General features: G+C 55.7%; 16 protein-coding genes. 12 read left to right on the top strand and 4 right to left on the bottom strand.

The genetic code is table 11. The features are described 5' to 3' along the window. Position 1 precedes the first annotated feature (1 nt). From pspA to ACYVG7_RS20785, 10 genes are all read left to right on the top strand, one after another. On the top strand, positions 2-673 hold the full coding sequence (gene pspA, locus ACYVG7_RS20830; protein WP_460885024.1) for a phage shock protein PspA: 672 nt from the start codon (positions 2-4) through the stop codon (positions 671-673). Beyond that, positions 674-934 carry an envelope stress response membrane protein PspB gene (gene pspB / locus ACYVG7_RS20825; RefSeq protein ID WP_460885023.1) on the top strand — a complete coding sequence of 87 codons (261 nt, stop codon included), beginning with the start codon at positions 674-676 and terminating at the stop codon, positions 932-934. Next, positions 927-1,310 (top strand): envelope stress response membrane protein PspC, encoded by a 384-nt coding sequence (gene pspC, locus ACYVG7_RS20820; RefSeq protein WP_460885022.1) that lies wholly within the window; start codon positions 927-929, stop codon positions 1,308-1,310. The genes pspB and pspC overlap by 8 nt, the downstream gene beginning before the upstream one ends. Then, positions 1,310-2,725 (top strand): YcjX family GTP-binding protein, encoded by a 1,416-nt coding sequence (locus ACYVG7_RS20815; protein ID WP_460885021.1) that lies wholly within the window; start codon positions 1,310-1,312, stop codon positions 2,723-2,725. Before pspC ends, ACYVG7_RS20815 begins: the two co-directional genes overlap by 1 nt. Next, entirely contained in the window at positions 2,722-3,834 is a 1,113-nt protein-coding gene (locus ACYVG7_RS20810) for a YcjF family protein (protein WP_460885020.1), read from the top strand. Before ACYVG7_RS20815 ends, ACYVG7_RS20810 begins: the two co-directional genes overlap by 4 nt. Positions 3,835-4,005: 171 nt before the next feature. Then, positions 4,006-4,605, top strand: coding sequence for a LemA family protein (locus ACYVG7_RS20805; RefSeq protein ID WP_460885079.1), 600 nt, complete (start codon positions 4,006-4,008; stop codon positions 4,603-4,605). An 8-nt stretch (positions 4,606-4,613) separates the two neighbouring features. Further along, positions 4,614-5,366, top strand: a complete 753-nt coding sequence (locus ACYVG7_RS20800; RefSeq protein ID WP_460885019.1) for a TPM domain-containing protein — start codon at positions 4,614-4,616, stop codon at positions 5,364-5,366. A gap of 11 nt (positions 5,367-5,377) precedes the next feature. After that, positions 5,378-5,995, top strand: a complete 618-nt coding sequence (locus tag ACYVG7_RS20795; RefSeq protein WP_460885018.1) for a TPM domain-containing protein — start codon at positions 5,378-5,380, stop codon at positions 5,993-5,995. A gap of 108 nt (positions 5,996-6,103) precedes the next feature. Beyond that, entirely contained in the window at positions 6,104-6,844 is a 741-nt protein-coding gene (locus tag ACYVG7_RS20790; RefSeq protein WP_460885017.1) for a glycerophosphoryl diester phosphodiesterase, read from the top strand. Between the two features lie 185 nt (positions 6,845-7,029). After that, positions 7,030-8,568, top strand: coding sequence for a DUF3369 domain-containing protein (locus ACYVG7_RS20785; RefSeq protein ID WP_460885016.1), 1,539 nt, complete (start codon positions 7,030-7,032; stop codon positions 8,566-8,568). 71 nt (positions 8,569-8,639) lie between these two features. Here ACYVG7_RS20785 and ACYVG7_RS20780 read toward each other — a convergent pair whose 3' ends face one another. After that, positions 8,640-10,235 carry an ABC-F family ATPase gene (locus ACYVG7_RS20780; RefSeq protein ID WP_460885015.1) on the bottom strand — a complete coding sequence of 532 codons (1,596 nt, stop codon included), beginning with the start codon at positions 10,233-10,235 and terminating at the stop codon, positions 8,640-8,642. A 234-nt stretch (positions 10,236-10,469) separates the two neighbouring features. Here ACYVG7_RS20780 and ACYVG7_RS20775 point away from each other — a divergent pair, with 234 nt between their 5' ends. Continuing rightward, entirely contained in the window at positions 10,470-12,446 is a 1,977-nt protein-coding gene (locus ACYVG7_RS20775) for a methyl-accepting chemotaxis protein (protein ID WP_460885014.1), read from the top strand. Between the two features lie 10 nt (positions 12,447-12,456). Here the strand turns inward: ACYVG7_RS20775 and mepA are convergent, their stop codons facing one another. Next, complete coding sequence (gene mepA / locus ACYVG7_RS20770) at positions 12,457-13,248, bottom strand: penicillin-insensitive murein endopeptidase (protein WP_460885013.1); 792 nt, start codon at positions 13,246-13,248, stop codon at positions 12,457-12,459. Positions 13,249-13,393: 145 nt separating this feature from the next. Continuing rightward, complete coding sequence (glgX, locus tag ACYVG7_RS20765; RefSeq protein ID WP_460885012.1) at positions 13,394-15,460, bottom strand: glycogen debranching protein GlgX; 2,067 nt, start codon at positions 15,458-15,460, stop codon at positions 13,394-13,396. A 381-nt stretch (positions 15,461-15,841) separates the two neighbouring features. On the opposite strand from glgX, the gene ACYVG7_RS20760 reads away from it, so the two are divergent. Further along, the gene (locus ACYVG7_RS20760) at positions 15,842-16,315 is read left to right on the top strand and encodes a hypothetical protein (RefSeq protein ID WP_460885011.1); all 474 of its coding nucleotides are present in this window, start codon (positions 15,842-15,844) and stop codon (positions 16,313-16,315) included. Between the two features lie 17 nt (positions 16,316-16,332). Here the strand turns inward: ACYVG7_RS20760 and ACYVG7_RS20755 are convergent, their stop codons facing one another. Next, complete coding sequence (locus ACYVG7_RS20755; RefSeq protein WP_460885010.1) at positions 16,333-17,334, bottom strand: Gfo/Idh/MocA family protein; 1,002 nt, start codon at positions 17,332-17,334, stop codon at positions 16,333-16,335. Positions 17,335-17,483 lie beyond the last annotated feature (149 nt).

Below are 17,483 nucleotides of genomic sequence, written 5' to 3'. Positions count from 1 at the left end.
CATGGGTATTTTTTCTCGTTTGACCGATATTGTGAATGCCAACCTCAACAGCTTGCTGGACAAAGCCGAAGATCCGCCCAAGATGGTGCGATTGATCATTCAGGAGATGGAAGAGGGACTGGTGCGCGAGCGCTCCAATCTGGCCCGTTATCTGGCCGATAAGAAGGAATTGCGTCGGCAACAGGAGCGCAATCAGTCTCAACTACAAGACTGGCAGAGTAAGGCGGAATTGGCTTTGCAAAAGGGTCGTGACGATCTGGCCCGTGCTGCCCTGATTGAAAAGGGCAAACAGCAGCAACTGGTCGATGCCTTGAGTCAGGAGTTTACCGCGGTTGAGGAGGGGATTGCCAAATTGACGGCGGAAATTGAGCTGTTGGAAGCCAAGCTGGAGGATGCGCGCGGACGTCAAAAAGCCATGTTGCTGCGTTCGGCGGCGGCTCAGAGTCGGCTGAACGTGCAGCAGCACGGACAGCGTGCGACGCCGCACTCCATCATGGAGAAATTTGATCGGATGGAGCGCAAGATCGAAGAAATGGAAAGCAAAGCCGATGTATACCATCCGAATCCCAGTTTGCAGCAACAATTTGCCGAACTGGAGGCTGACGATGCGATATCCCGTGAGTTGGCTGCCATGAAGGAGCGGTTGCAAACCGCTGCCACAAAGGAGGAGTAAATGAGCGCCATCTGGATAGTTTTTGTGGTGCCTGCGATCCTGTTCATGATCTTCGTCGCTCCGATCTGGCTGGTGCTGCACTATCGTAGCAATCGCCAGTTGGGGAACGGTCTCAACGAACAAGAGTTGGCTCGTCTGACGGCTCTGGTGGCCCAGGCTGAATTGTTGCAACAACGAGTGCATACCCTGGAGCGGCTACTGGATGTTGATAATCCGCAGTGGCGTGGCGATGGGGAACCGCGAGGAGGTGGACATGAGTAAGAACCTGTACCGGGATCCCCAGCGGGGTGCGCTGGGGGGGGTCTGTGCTGGACTGGCGGATTACCTGGGCGTCGAGATCTGGGTGGTGCGGCTGGTCGCAGTGACGGCGCTGATCTTTGCTTCCTTTCTGACGATGCTGCTCTATCTGGCAGCCTGGGCCATGTTGGATAAAAAGCCCAGAGTCGAGGGCGGAGCGAGCGCGAGTTATGGTGCGGCACAACTCAAACAGCACGGCTGGCAGCAAGGCTTAATGCCCCACCAGGCTCTGGATCGCACGGCCCAGCAGCTGGATGCGCTCGAGCGGCGCTTGCAGGCTATGGAGCGCTGTGTTACCTCCAAGGAATACCAACTTCGTCGTGATCTGCAGAGGCTGTAATGACCCTGTTTGACAAGTATCAGTGGCAACAATGGCAGGAAAAAGCAGAGACACTGGTCAATCGTTCGCTGGATCGCCACCTGCGATTGGCGGTGACCGGACTCTCCCGGAGTGGGAAAACTGCGTTCATCACCGCCTTGGTGCAACAGCTGGAGCAGGCCGGATTTTCTGCCCGCTTGCCCCATTGGCAGGTGCTGCAATCGGGACGCCTGCTGGGTGCGCGTCGGGTACCCCAGCGCCATCACCATATCCCGAGTTTTCCCTATGAGGCCGGGCTTACCAGCTTGTATGTCGATCCGCCGCAGTGGCCCGAGCCAACACGAGGCGTGAGCGAGATCCGTCTGGAATTACGCTTTGACAGTCATCATCCCCTGTTGCGTCATCTCAAGCGGGATGCCAGTTCGCTGTTTCTGGATATCGTCGATTACCCCGGTGAGTGGCTGTTGGATTTGCCGTTGCTGGAGATGAGCTATCAGCAGTGGAGCGAGCAGATGCGACACCAGCTGGCGGATCCGGTCCTGACCGCTGCCGCCAGCGAGTGGCTGGCATTGGGGGCCGGCTTGTCGCTGAGTGAGCCAGGGGATGATGGCGCCCTGCGGACCCTGGCCGCCCGTTATACTGACTGGTTGCATCATTGTAAGTCCCAGCTGGGTTTGTCGTTGATCCAGCCCGGTCGTTTCGTGCTGCCGGGAGAGTATGCGGATGCTCCCATGTTGCAGTTCGTGCCCTGGGTCTGGGAGCCGCTAGCGGAAACCGCTATTCCAGGCTCATTACAGGCGATGCTGGAGGAGCGGTTTGCCTCCTACAAACAGCATCTGGTCCAGGGATTCTACCGCGATCATTTCGCCTCCTTCGATCGTCAGATCGTGCTGGTGGATTGTTTGCAGCCCTTGCAAGCCGGCGCCCGAGCATTTGCCGATCTGGAGCAGACATTGGCGCTGTTGATGCGCAGTTTTCACTATGGCCAGAGCAGCTGGCTGCGACGGCTGTTTGCCCCCCGGATCGACAAGCTGCTGTTTACCGCCAGTAAGGCCGACCATGTCACGCCAGATCAGCATGCCAATCTGCAGAGCCTGCTGCGGGATTTGGTCCAGCGCGCGTATGGCGTGGCGAGATTTGAGGGCATCACCATCGAATGTTTACCCATCGCATCGGTGCGCTGTTGTGATTATCGGCAGGTGACCCATGAGGGACGGACCCTGACCGCATTGTCAGGCACCACCCTCGATGGTGAGCCGGTACACCTGTTTCCTGGTGAAGTCCCTGCCGCGCGTCCAGGCGGTGATTACTGGCGCGCGGACACCCCGTTCGGGTTTATCGCGTTACGTCCTCCAAGCTTGCAGCCCGGAGTGGCGATGCCTCATTTGCGCCTGGATCAGGTTCTGGAGTTTTTGCTGGGAGATAAGATGCAATGAGTACGACCGAGGAACAGCCGCGGCCACAGGGGCGTGTCGATCTCCCCTTGCCTGCGGAGGAGCCAGCCTTGCCGCATCAGGGAGCCATCCGGCTGTCGGAGTCTGAATTAGCGCACAGTCAACCGTACGAGGATCCACTCGCCAGTGCCACCGAGGACTTGGTGCCACGGGCGTTACAGCGTCGTCGCTTCGGGGCTCTAGGCTGGGGATTGGCCGGGGTCGCCTCGCTCAGTGTGGTGCAGTTGGGGAGTTTCGTCTGGCAATCATTTCAGGATTCCTGGCTGTGGGGCGGACTCTGGGCTGGCGCACTGGGACTGTTAGCGGTTGGCGGGGCCCGTCTGTTGTGGCGCGAGTGGCGCGAGTTGCATCTGCTTAAACGACGGCAGGATAGCCAGAGCCAGGCGCGGGTGTTGCTGCAATCGAATCAGCCGGATGGCGCCCGTGGTTTTTGCGAGGCCCTGGCGGTCCAAACCGGTGCCAATCGATCGGCAGGATATGCCCGCTGGCAGGCGGATTGTGAGTTACACCACAGCAGTGTCGAACAACTGCGACTCTATAGCCAACAAGTGCTTAGCGAGCAGGATCGACAAGCCCGAGCCAGCATCTCGCGCTGGAGTGGTGAGGCGGCGGTGCTGGTTGCCATCAGCCCGTTGGCGAGTGTGGATATGTTGCTGATCCTCTGGCGCAGCCTGAAAATGATTGATGAAGTAGCCGCCAGCTATGGTATCCGTTTGGGTTATTCCAGTCGGATCCGGCTGTTGCGGCAAATCGCTCGTCATATGCTCTATGCCGGAGCCGCCGAGCTGATCACCGATGTGGGTCTCGACTGGCTGGGGGCGGAGCTCTCGGCTCGTCTCTCCGCCCGGCTGGCGCAAGGAGTTGGTGCGGGCTTGTTGACCGCGCGTCTTGGGCTGCAGACCATGCAGGTTTGTCGTCCCATTCCTTTCAGTGCCGACGAAAAACCGCGTTTGGGCCAGATCCGTCGCGAATTGTTGTCGCTGCTGGCGAGTAAATTGGGTCGTGTGTTGACCGGAGCGACGGTAACCGTCCCAGCAGACGCCATAGTCGGTGCTGAAGTCGAGACCACAGGCGATTCCAGAATAAATTAGATTTCATATGAAGCCGTATTGGTCCACAGTAGTGTCACAACTCACCACACACTCAGGTCGCGCATGTTGGTGCCAGGAAACAGGTACCACGCGGACACATGATGGAGAACGAGGAACATGGGAATGAGCGGATCCACATGCATGATGACGGCAACCCAAAGTAGGGCTCTGATGAAGAGCTGGCGGCGATTTCTTTGGCCGATCAGCGGGTTACTACTGGTATTGGGGTTGAGTGGCTGTGATGTCAATCGCATCCCTACGCTGGATGAGCAGACCAAAGCAGCCTGGGCGCAGGTTGAAAATCAGTACCAGCGTCGCGCCGATCTGATCCCCAATCTGGTAGCAACGGTCAAAGGATATGCCAGCCATGAACGGGAGACGCTGCAAGCCGTCACCGAGGCGAGGGCGAAGGTAGGGAGCATGCGTCTGGATGCCGCTGCCTTGAGTGATCCGGCTCAGATGAAAGCCTTTGAGCAGGCACAGGGACAGCTGAGCGGAGCACTGCAGCGTTTGATGGTGGTTGCGGAGAAGTATCCGGATCTGAAAGCAAACCAGAATTTTCTGAGTCTGCAGGCTCAGCTTGAAGGGACTGAAAACCGCATCAGTGTAGCGCGACGTGACTACATCGCGGCGGTGCAGGCCTTCAATACTGAGATCCGTACCTTCCCGGGTCTTATCTGGCATAAAGTTCTGTATAGCGAGTTAGCGCCAAAAGAAAACTATGAAGCCACCAAGCCCGGTGCCGAGCAGGCTCCTGAGGTGAACTTCTGATGAAGGGGATGGCCAGACGTGTACCCTGGGCGGCTTGCTGGCTCACCCTGTTGCTGCTGTTCTCCGTCATGGTACGAGCCGAGGTTGCCTTTCCAGCATTGACCGGGCGGGTGGTGGATCTGGCCGGGATCTTGACGGCGGATGAGCATGAGCAACTGGTTGCACAGCTGACCGAGCATGAACGCCAGACCAGTAACCAGTTGGTGGTCGTCACTGTGCCGACCCTGGATGGTCTGAGCATCGAAGAGTATGGCTATCAGCTGGGGCGACACTGGGGCATTGGTACGCGAGAGCATAGCAATGGTGTGCTCTTGATCCTGGCTTTGCAGGAGCGCAAGGTGCGTATCGAGGTTGGTTATGGGCTGGAAGGGGCTTTGCCGGATGCGATCGCGGCCAATATTATCCAGACCCGCATACTGCCGCACTTTAAACAGGGTGATATGGCGGCGGGTGTCAGCGCCGGGGTGAGTGCCATTTTGCAGGCAGCCCAGGGCGAATATAAGCCGAAGAAGGTCAGCCACAAGAATGGTTACTCGAGTCTGATTTTCTGGTTCTTGCTGCTGGCATTTGTCGGATTGACCTTTCTAAGCATGTTTGGTCCTCCTGGTTTACGACAGGCACTTCGTGGAAGCTCCCATCGCAACGGCGGTTGGGGCGGCGGCTGGGGCAGTGGTGGCTCTGGGGGCAGTGGTTTCGGTGGTGGTGGGTTTAGCGGCGGTGGCGGCGGATTTGGCGGCGGCGGTGCATCGGGTGGTTGGTAACGGAGTGGGTCATGAGTTTAATGAATGATGGGTTTGCCGATGAGCTGGCTCAACAGATCCAGCTCATCGAGGAACAAACAGATGCCGAGATCGTCACGGTCCTGGCGCGGCAGAGTGATGACTATCTGTACATCCCGACACTCTGGGCGGCGTTTATCGCCATGTTGACGCCGTTGATGGCCTATGAGCTGGGGTTCTGGCTGGAGTGGCAGGATATCTTTATCTGGCAATGGGGGATCTGGTTCGTGGCATCTGTTGCCTGTCGCTGGATGCCGCTGAAAATGCTGCTTGTGCCTCGTCATGTTCGTCGACACCGAGCTAGCCTGATGGCGCGCCAGCAATTTCTGGCCCAAGGACTGCACCATACCCGGGAGCGCCTGGGCGTGTTGATTTTTGTCTCTGAAGCCGAACGTTATGTGGAAATTCTGGTGGATCAGGGGATTGCCGCGCGGGTTGATGATAGCGAGTGGCAGCAGATCATTAACGATTTCGTGCAGCAGCTCAAATCGGGTCAGATTGACGTGGGTTATCGGCAATGCGTCGCACAAGTGGGGGCCCGGTTAATCACCCTGTTCCCAGCCAGCGCTCCCCAACAGCAGCTGTCGAATCGTCTGGTGCGACTCAATTGACGGCAAGTTTGGTTGCCTTGCACCGCAGGTAGTGAGCGTACCGCTTTGACCTTGCATCCGGCGCTTTTGCTCGGGAATTACCGAGCCATTTTTTAGTTGAGACATGAGATGTTTGATACCCCACAAAGTGATGTGCGCATCATTGGCCATCGTGGTGCTGCTGCTGTCGCGCCGGAAAATACCCTTGCATCCTTCCGTGCCGCCGCGGCTTTGGGTGTCCGCTGGGTCGAGATGGATGTCTCTGTGCTGGCGGATGGTGCTCCCGTCATCTTTCATGACGAAGAGCTGGAGCGGTGCAGTAATGGCCGAGGGCGACTCGCCGAAGTTGACTTCGCCTATGTGCAGCAGTTGGATGCCGGTTGTTGGTTTGCGCCACAATTTTCCGGAGAGCGGATCCCGACCCTGAGCGAGGCGTTGCAGGAAATCCAACGTCTAGGCATGGGGCTGAATCTTGAAATCAAGCATGATGGGCTGGGTTTGGAGCGGTTGGTCGCTTCTGTGCTGACGACATTGGCACACGAGTGGCGCGACAGCGACAAGCTCTTGTTGTCCAGCTTCAATCATCAGGCGTTATGTCTGTGCCAGCATCAGGCGCCTCACCTGCGCCGCGGGCAATTATATGAGTCGATTCCTGCGAACTGGCAGCAAGAGTTGCAGGACATTGAGGCATATAGCTTGCACTGCGACTACCAGGCACTCGATGCCATGTTGGCTCGGAGTATCAAGGCGGCGGGTTATCGGTTGCTCTGTTATACGGTAAATGACCCGCAAGCCGTTGCTCGACACTGGGCATGGGGAATGGATGCCATATTCACCGATGATCCGGCTCGTTTTTTAGGGAATGACTGATGGCTCAAGTCGTTACATTGCTCACAATCAGTAGGCTCCCTAGCATTGCAATGAAATAATATGCACTACGCTGATGGTAGGTCAGGATAGAGAACATGCGTGCAGCGTGTTCGCAGGGTGCGGTAGCGGATTGCGGTTTCCAACGGGTAATTTGGCGGCGGCGTCGCCTCAAGGGGAATGGGCTCATGAGTGATGATCTGCTCTTTATCGACGATGAACCGGCTCAAGAGACGGTGCGTAGCTTGGCGCAGTGGCAGGTTATGATCCTGGACGACGAACCAGCGGTGCACGAGGTAACCCGGCTGGTCATGTCGGGATTTACCTTTGATGGTAAAGGACTGGAGTTTATCCATTGCTATAGTGCCGGTGAGGCCGTCGATATTCTGAGTGAACGCAATGATATCGCCCTCATCCTGCTGGATGTGGTGATGGAGACCGATAGTGCTGGACTGGATCTGGCCCGCTATATCCGTGAAGACCTGAAAAATCTGAATGTCCGTATCGTGCTGCGTACCGGGCAGCCTGGGCAAGCGCCGGAAGAGCATGTGATCAAGACCTATGACATCAACGATTACAAAGAAAAGACCGACCTGACCCATGGCAAGCTGATGACGGTATTTTATGCCTCCTTGCGAGCCTATCGGGACATTATGCGTCTGGAGCGCGCCCGATTGGGATTACGCCGGGCCATTGATGCCATCACCGAAGTCTACGATTCTCACAACTTACGACGTTTTGCTTCTGCGGTGCTGGAACAGGTCAACTATCTGCTGAACCTGGATGGCGATGGTCTCTGCGCCAGTCGGGTTTCCGCCTATGCCGCGTCTTCCGAAGATGGACGACTCAAGGTGCTCGCCGCTACGGAAGCCTATTCCGGCCTGCAGATTGATGAGGATGTCGAGCAGTTACCCTCCGATGTGCAGGAGGCATTTCACAATGCGTTGCGGGATCGCCGCAGCCAGTTCGGCGCTCACTACTTTACCTGCTATTACCACAGCAAGGCCGGTTCCGAGACCGTGGTCTATATGTCGTTTGCGGATGTAATCAGCGCCGATGCCCGGGAATTGCTGGAGATCTTTACTGCCAACGTTGCCATCACCTACGAGAGTCTGCTGCTGCGGGAAGAGATTGAGGATACTCAGCGATCGACCATTTTCATTCTCGGTGAGGCGGTAGAAAAACGTTCCAAAGAGACGGGCGCCCATGTCAAGCGGGTCGGTGAAATTGCAGCATTACTGGGTCAGCTCTCGGGTATGAACCTCCGTGATGTCGAATTCTTGCGGCAGGCCGCTCCGCTGCATGATGTCGGTAAAATCGGCATTCCGGATCGTGTACTCAACAAGCCAGGCAAGCTGGATCCAGATGAGTGGGCAATTATGCAGACTCACGCCCTGATTGGCTTTGAGGTGCTCAACAAGTCGGACAAGCGAGTGCTGCAGTTGGGTGCGACCATAGCGCATGAACATCATGAAAGCTGGAATGGTGAGGGATATCCTCGTGGCTTGAAGGGAGCTGATATCCATATCGCTGGGCGGATTGTGGCGATTGCGGACGTGCTGGATGCTTTGGTCAGCCCGCGCTGTTACAAGATTGCCTGGCAATTCAGTGATGCCGTTGACTATATCCGACAGGGGGCTGGGCGGCATTTCGACCCGGAACTGGTCGCATTATTTTTAGCCAATTTACCCGCGATTGAAGAGATTTATCGCAAGTATCCGGATTAACGGGTGGTAGGCTGCAGATAGAAGTGAGGCTGCCATGGGCAGCCTCACTGATGTTTGATGATGCGAATAGATTAGGACTCGATACCCTGGCTGCGCAGGTAATCTTCGTAGTTGCCACCAAAGTCGATAATCTTCTCGGGGGTAATTTCCAGCACTCGAGTGGCCAGGGAGCTGACGAATTCACGGTCATGAGAGACAAAAATCAGGGTGCCCTGATACATCTCCAGCGCCATGTTCAAGGATTCGATGGATTCCATGTCCAAGTGGTTGGTCGGTTCATCCATCACCAGAATATTGGTGCGTTGCAGCATCAGCTTACCGAATAGCATCCGCCCTTTCTCACCACCGGAAAGAACCTTCACCGATTTTTTGATGTCATCCTGACTGAACAGCAGACGCCCTAAAATGCTGCGGACCGCCTGCTCATCATCACTTTCATGTTTCCAGTCCGCCATCCAGTCGAAGACGGTCTTATCGGTCTCGAAGTCAGAGGCATGGTCCTGAGCGTAATAACCAATTTTGGCATTTTCCGACCACTTGATGCTGCCCGCATCGGGGGTTAACTCACCCACCAGCGTCTTGATCAGTGTGGATTTACCAATCCCGTTGGCGCCGAGGATGGCAATCTTTTCACCGACTTCCACCATCAGACGGAAATCTTTGAACAGTGGCCCCTTGTCGTAACCCTTGGCCAAGTTTTCGATTTCGAGAATATTGCGATACAGCTTCTTCTCCTGCTCGAAACGGATGAAAGGGTTCTGGCGACTGGATGCCTTGACCTCTTCAATCTTGATTTTTTCAATCTGTTTAGCGCGGGAAGTGGCCTGGCGCGACTTGGAGGCGTTGGCACTGAAGCGACTGACAAAGGATTGCAAATCGGCAATCTGGGCTTTCTTCTTGGCGTTATCAGAGAGCAGACGTTCGCGTGCCTGAGTGGCCGCTGTCATGTATTCATCATAGTTGCCCGGGTAGACGCGCAACTCGCCGTAATCCAGATCCGCCATGTGGGTGCAGACCATATTCAGAAAATGGCGATCGTGCGAGATGATAATCATGGTGCTGTTGCGTTCGTTCAGCACTTGCTCAAGCCAGCGGATAGTATTGATATCCAGGTTGTTGGTCGGTTCGTCGAGCAACAGGATATCCGGATTGGAGAACAGCGCCTGCGCCAGCAACACCCGCAATTTCCAGCCGGGGGCCACTTCACTCATCGGGCCTGTGTGCTGTTCCACCGGAATGCCAACACCCAGCAGCAGTTCACCGGCTCGGGATTCAGCGGTGTAGCCATCGTATTCGGCTACTTTGCCTTCAAGCTCGGCCGCACGCATATAATCATCGTCGCTGGCTTCCATATTGGCGTAGATGGCGTCACGTTCTGCGATGGCGGCCCATAGCTCGTTATGGCCCATCATCACCACGTCAATCACGCGCATCTCTTCATAGGCGAATTGATCCTGCTTCAACTTACCGAGGCGCTCGTTCGGGTCAAGGTATACGTTGCCCCCGCTCGGCTCCAAGTCACCACCGAGGATCTTCATAAAGGTCGACTTGCCGCAACCGTTGGCACCGATCAGGCCATAGCGATTGCCATCGCCAAATTTAACGGAAATGTTTTCGAACAGCGGCTTGCTGCCGAATTGCATGGTGATGTTGTTGGTAGAAAGCAAGATTAAGCTCCAGCCGGTGAAGGCGAGTGGTGGCCATCAGGGCTCCGCACGCGCGAACCTAGGCCAATTAATGAAAACAGGCGCCATAGTAGCGATCTTGCTCACAAAGTTCAAAGCAAGGAAGGAAAACTGGTGGTTGCTTCAAGGACCCAGAGCTCATTTGGGGGCCTTTTGCGGCGCTTTTATCAGGATCCGCTAGATTTTAACCAATGTCCTTGGCAAGAGAACGTATCGATGCGCGAATTTCTTTCCCGCTTCAAACTCACCACCCTGTTGTTGGTGATCGCCATGTGTCCGGTGGTGTATGCACTACTCGTCGGAGGGTACCTGATTTCTGGCTTGCAGCAATCTGTCGATCAGGATCAACAGACACTTCGTCTGATGGAGGTGACTCGTGCTTTGGATCGGGCGGTGGATGCTAATGCGGCAGAGCGTGGGATCAGCATGGGCTATCTTGCCAGCAAGGGTGGTCGTTTTGTCGATGAGCTTCGGCACGCTCGTCAGCAGAGTGACGAGGCTCTCCAGCAGTTGAGACAACAACTCGCCGATGTGGAGCAGTTAACCGTATTAGCACGGATCCCCGCATCCTTTGAGCTGCGAGCGGCGATCCGGAGCCAGGCGGATCAGCTCGACTCCAAAGGGGTCTTTGCGGCATACAGTCAGCTCAATGGCGGTTCGCTGGATGGGTTGCGGGTTTTAATCAACCGGATCCCGGTTGAAACCGTTCGTGAACAAGCTCAGGCGCTACTGGAGTTGTTGTCACTCAAAGAGAATACCGCGCAACTCAGAGGACTGGTGAATGGCATGCTCAGTGCTAATCACGCCACCCCTGATGCTTTGTTTAAGTTGCTCGCCTTGAACACGGAGGATGGACGGCTGATGGCACAGCTGGAACTGACGGCATCACCAGACTTGCAGGTTGCGGTGCAACAATGGCGGCAGGGAGCTGAAGGGCTTGCCGTCAAAACCATGCTGGATCGGGTTCGGCAGCAGGGGGCCGGTCCCTATTCCGGTTTACAGGCGGGCTCCTGGTTTAACGCGGTAACAGCCCATATTCAGCAGTTGAGCCAGCTTTCAGCGACCCAGTTGCAATCCATGATGACGTATACCCGACAGCGGGTGCAGAGCAACCAATCTGCGGTCTGGATAGCCGGTTTCCTGGCTGTCAGTTCGACTATTCTGCTGATTGGCATGAGTTGTCTGCTGATCCGGATCACCAGTCAACGAGTTCGAGGCATCGAAAAAACGCTGACGGCGATCGCCGAGCACCAGGATTTGACCCTACGGATTTGCGATCCTGGACAGGACGAATTAGCTCATATCAGTACTGCGGTCGATAACTTATTGCAGCAGATGGTCCGCCTGCTTGGGGAGATCCATGCTCATTCAGTGGAGGCGCAAGCCGTTGCCAAAGCTGTTGATCAGTTGAGCGGGCAGGGGCAACAGCAAGCGGCCATGACCCATCAACATGCCGATCAAATTGCTGCTGCCGTGACCCAGATGGCGCAGTCCAGCGTCGAGGTTGCCCGGCACACCCAGCAGGCGGCTACTGATACTCAGGCCGTACGTGGCCTAGGGGCTGAAAATCGGGATATCAGCCGTCATGCCAATCAACTCATCACCACCTTGAGCCATGAAATCAAGTTGACCCATGGCGAGGTTGAGCAGTTAGCGGCCCGTAGTCAGCAGATCGGCTCGATTCTGGATACCATCAGTGCTATCGCCGAGCAGACGAACCTGTTGGCGCTCAATGCGGCCATTGAAGCCGCGCGTGCGGGCGAGCAGGGCCGAGGTTTTGCCGTAGTGGCCGATGAAGTCCGGCAATTGGCCAGCAAGAGTCAAGGCGCGACCGAAGAGATCCGGACTATGATTGCGGCGTTGCAACAGGGTGCCAAACAAGCGCTGGAGAAAACGATCCGCAGTCATGCCTGCACGGAGCAGACTGCGGAGGCGATTGGGCGTTCTGAACATGCCATGGTGACGTTATTTAGCCATATTGATAGCCTCAGTGGCGTCATCGGACAAATTGCCGAGTCGGTGGACGAACAAACCCGAGTCGCACAGATGCTGAATGAGCAGGTAGAGCAGGTTGCGCTCCTGGCCGATGGGACGCGACAGGTGGTCATTGAAAGCCATCAACAGACGGTGTTGCTGGATCAAGCCGCCAGCTTGATCCATCAGGAGCTGGCGGCTTTTCGGCTACAGTCGTAGAGGGTCGTTGCTAGGTTCGAGGTGTCAGTATTTGCTCGCAGCGAAGTGGCAGGATCGGTAGCGGCTTGGGTTTTGAGCTGCTGCTGACTTCCGTAGGACCACTAAACCAGCTTTTCAACTCGTCATCACAACCGTCACCCGGCGGGATTGGTTTTTGCGCTTGGCAGTCCCGGGCGCCATTAGGACATTGCAAGCGGACATGCAGATGAGCCCGATGGCCGAACCAGGGGCGGATCCGGTGGAGCCAACTGCGATCGCCCGTCGTTTGTGCACACAGAGCCTGCTTGATCGCAGGATGCACAAAAATACGCTCCACCCGTGAGTCGGATGCGGCTAACCGGAGCAAGGTTTGTTGCTGTGCGCTGAAGGCGCGACTCACATGCCGGTTATCAGCGCGGACCATATCCAAAGGGGTTGGATTGGCCAACTGTTGCCGGGACAATGGTGGGGCGGCAAACCGGAACCAGATATCCACATCTAGACCATTCTGGTGGCTGCGATGACCTGAGCTAAACGGTCCGCCTCGCACCATGGCCATGTCACCAATCAATAGCGGTGGCAGTCCTTGGGATTGGCTGCGCGCGACTAAATCATGCAGGTAATCCACCAGCACCGGATGACCGAAGTAACGCCGCTGGGCTGGGCGCAACAGTTGATAACCCTGGCCATGCAACGCCATCTGCTGGCTACCTTGTAAACATCCGGCACTGTAAGAGCCTATGGGTTCTGGATGTCCGGGGGCTGGTGTTGTCAGCAAAGGCCAGGGATTCCCCAAGGCCAGTGCCAAGAATAGATGTACCACTCGATAGTTCCTTGGATACGCAGGCTAAAGCATGGTGCTATTCGAGCCTGAATTGAGTGGTTGTGCAAGTGATTGCTGCCATGACATTGTGATTAACCATAACGCTCCACTGGGAGCGTTATGGTCGTCGGTATTAGCTGGTGTCTCAGCTAGCGCACACCAGCAACAAGACGGCTCGTGCACCAAGGGTGTAGCTGGTGCCGACCTCCGGCAGTGGCCGCCCATGAGAGTTGATATCATCGGGTGCCGAGAGACTGGTATCGGTGATCCGCAACCAGGTCCCTTGCGGGTTATGGGGCGGGGGAGGCAATTCCAGTGTCAAGGGTTCCCAGAACGCGTTGAAGAAGGCGTAGTAGTCAGCCTCATGGCTGAGTGAATAGGCGGTAAGCCCGATAGCTCGCGAGTCGTCACCCCAGTCAGGCGCATAGGGTTTGACGCCGTGCCAGACGATGCGGGCGTTTTCCAGGGCATCGCCCAAGGAAATCAAATCGGATGTCCCAGTCCCGCGCAAGGCGCGATAGCTCAGCAGCTCACGCACAAACCGGAACATCTCGTCACGCTCTGGGCTGGAGTCCCAGTTCATCCAGCTGATGGCGTTATCCTGGCAGTAGGCATTGTTGTTACCCTGCTGGCTGCGTAGCCGCTCATCCCCCATCAGCAACATAGGGGTACCGACCGAGATCAGATTAATCGCCATCAGGTTCTTGGCCTGACGCAGGCGCAGGGTTAGCAACTCGGGATCATCAGTGGGACCTTCGACGCCATGATTCCAGCTGTAGTTGGCATCACTACCGTCCCGATTCTCCTCACCATTGGCCAGATTGTGTTTTTGGTTATAACTGACCAGATCCCACAGCGTAAAACCATCATGGCACGTGACGAAATTCAGACTCTTGTGAGGATCGGCATAGGGTGCCTGATAGATATCCGGACTACCGGTCAGACGGCTGGCCAGGCGGGACACCATGCCTCTGTCGCCTTTGATAAAGCTACGCACATCATCCCGGAAATGGCCATTCCATTCGCGCCAACGCGCACCAGCCATGCGGCCCACTTGATACAGGCCACTGGCATCCCAGGCTTCGGCGAAGATCTTGGTCTCTGCCAGGGTGTAATCGCTGTCGATGGCCAGCAGAGTGGGCGGATCATTCAGCGGATGTCCGTTCTTGTCGCGCGAGAGAATGGCTGCCAGATCGAAACGGAAACCGTCGATGTGCATCTCTTCTTTCCAAAAGCGCAAACTGTCAGTGATCAGACGTTTAGTCATCGGATGGGAGGCATTCAGGGTATTGCCGCAACCGGAGTAGTTGGTATTGAAGCGACGACTCTCATCAAGGATATAAAACGCCGAATTATCGAGGCCGCGGAAGCAAAAGGTCGGACCTTCATCATCGCCTTCGGCGGTGTGGTTATAGACCACATCCAGGATGACTTCGATATTGGCTTTGTGCAGCGCCTTGACCATGTCACGAAACTCATCCAGCACACCATTATAACTGCTGTCACTGGCGTATTGGGCATGGGGTGCAAAGAAGCCCATTGGGCTATAGCCCCAATAATTGCTGTTACCGGGACGCGCATCCTGAGGGTCGAACTGGAAGACCGGCAGTAGTTCTATGGCCGTGATACCCAATTCTTGCAGGTAAGGGATCTTGTCGATGACGCCAGCGTAGGTTCCGCGACGGACTTGAGGCAGTCCAGAGCTGGGATCCTTGGTAAAACCGGCGACATGCATCTCGTACACCACGGAGGCGGAGAGTGGATGCCGCGGCATTTTGTCCTCTTCCCAGTCATAGTTCGCCATGGAAATGACGGCGCACTTGGCGCAGCCTTCCAAATTAGATCCGGGCGCAGCTGCTTTTTGCCGATCGTAGTTGTCAGGCAGGACGATCCGCTTGGCATAGGGATCGAGCAATACTTTCTCTGGCTCCCAGCGGTTACCCGGCATATTCAATAACAGGGTCGGGATGCGCCAACCATACAGTTGTCCCGGCAGGACTCCTGTGACATGCACATGCCAGTAATAGCCAGAGCGGTGATTTGGTGCCTTGAGAAGAATGACTTCTGGGTCTGTGTCCAGCTCAGAGCGAAACAACAGTAGTTCCATCTCTTTGGCAAAACGCCCCCAGATGGCGAAATTGACCCCGTCGTGTTCGACGGTGGCGCCGAGTTCTCGGCAGTGGCCAGCGGTTATCACCTTGGTCATTTTCATGGCAAACATCCTGTCAACTGTCCTTTCATGCAGATAGCAATGGTACTGCATATGCGTCGGGGCGGAAGGGGGGATATCTGAAAAAGTATCTTGAAAAGGTTATTTTTTGATATCCAGCCGTAGTTGGGGGACTCTTATGCCTACGAACTGTCTATTTTTTATGCCGCATGGATCACGGAAATAGATTGAGTCCTTATAAAACTGGAACTTATAGCAGGGTAATCACTCTAATTTTTCCGATGCTATCGCGTCTCGGATCGACAACTGATCCGCTATGCCATCAGGAATAATCCGATTTTTGCAGTGAGCGGCATACCCACTCGACAGACGGATATTCCGCTTAACTCGCAATGAAAATAGGGTGACAAGGAGTGCTAAACCATGCTCAAAGAGCTGCTGATCGTCGGTTGTTGTTGGCTCCCAATGTCAGGGGTGGTGTGTGCGAACGAGGTTCACACGAGATCCAGTGACGTGGTATCGCCCTCGATCTATGGCGAGTGGAAGCTGGTGGGCGCATCGATGGCGGTCCCGGTAAACTGCCGGCGGACCCTGATGCGGATCTCCCCGGATGGCTATGTCAGTGAACAGAGTCAATCTGCCCACGGAGAGCTATTTTCCTTTCGTGCTCAAGCTCGTATCAAACAACAGGGCAGTCGATTTTTGTTGACGCTCAGTTCGCCACAACACAATGGCAAACCGGATTGTCTGGGCAATCCGGCCCGTTATATCAGCAGCAATTTTTTGAACTCGGTTCATCTGCAACTCAATGGTAACCGGCTGTATCACTATCTGGGGAGTGATCAGCAGGCGGGTTATCTGCGCTATGAGCGCGTGCCATTGGCTGAACGTCGGTAGTCCAGAGTTCGAAATCGCTAACCGGACAATTTCCAGTCAAAGGCCGTCGCGGTCGGACGATGGCCATGGCTGCTGCGAAGTGGGTGTGATTGCCACAGGGGCAAGAAGAGCAACTCCATCTGTCGGGCGCGCGCCAAATCAAAAAGCCCTACTGCACTTGCTGCTTCAGCACTGATGTTGCCTTGCAGAACATCGACAAAATGGTGCGCAACCTGATGATTGGCGCGGATCCAGGGGTTGACCTCGGCGGGCTCCCCATCCGTGATGGCCACTCCGTCCGCCAGCAATGGCTCGAACCACCAGCCGCGCTCGGGACGAAAACCACCGCGCAGTTGATAAGCGTTCTGGCTACCGATCAGGGTCATATCAAAGTGCAACCCGGGCATAGGCCAATCACAAAGCAATATATCTAGCAGGGCTCCCTGACAGGTGAACTGTACGGTCATGTTATTGCCCTGACCGGCAATCACCCCTTGGTACTTGAAATCATCGAACAGGGTATAGAGCAGAGAGAACGGATGCACTACATCTTCGACGAACCATTCAACCGGGCTCTTGGGGTAGGGCAGGTTCACGCCGACAACGAGGCAGATGCGGCGGAGCTCTCCAAGATCGCCAGCCTGGATCCGGGCTTTGAGGGCCTGCGCGGTTTGCAAAAGGGTGAATGGATAGCTGACATAGATGCGGGATGAAATCAGCGATGAGAAGGCAACCTGATTGTCGGGGGTTATGCCGAGGGGCTTTTCACAGAGGATGGCTCGATCCTGAAGCGCTTGCAGATAACCTAAATGACTCGACGTCGGGGTAGCGATGGCGATGACATCGCAGTCGACCAAGGTATCAAGATCGGTACCGAAACGCGGGATCTGCTCCTCTTGCGCGATACGTGCCACCAGATCCGCATCGTGGGCCATTAGGGCATCGACCTGACACCCGGCTTGTCGTAGGCCAGCGACGTGGACGCGGCCCCAGTTGCTGCCGATCACTCCGGCAGTGAGTGTGGTTTTGTTCTGGTTCATTTTTTAATCCCGTGAATCCTGGTGGGTACGAGTCTGGTTGCTCGCCCCTATTGTTATGATGTTGTTCCGAGCTTTGCGACAGCATGGCTCAGCCTTGAAACTTTATATGATACTAACCATGGAGTTGATATGGATTTGTTCGAGGCCAC

The organism is Pseudaeromonas pectinilytica (assembly GCF_054780855.1).
The sequence above is the reverse complement of the archived record's forward strand: the minus strand, read 5'-3'. Positions and strand labels throughout refer to the sequence as shown.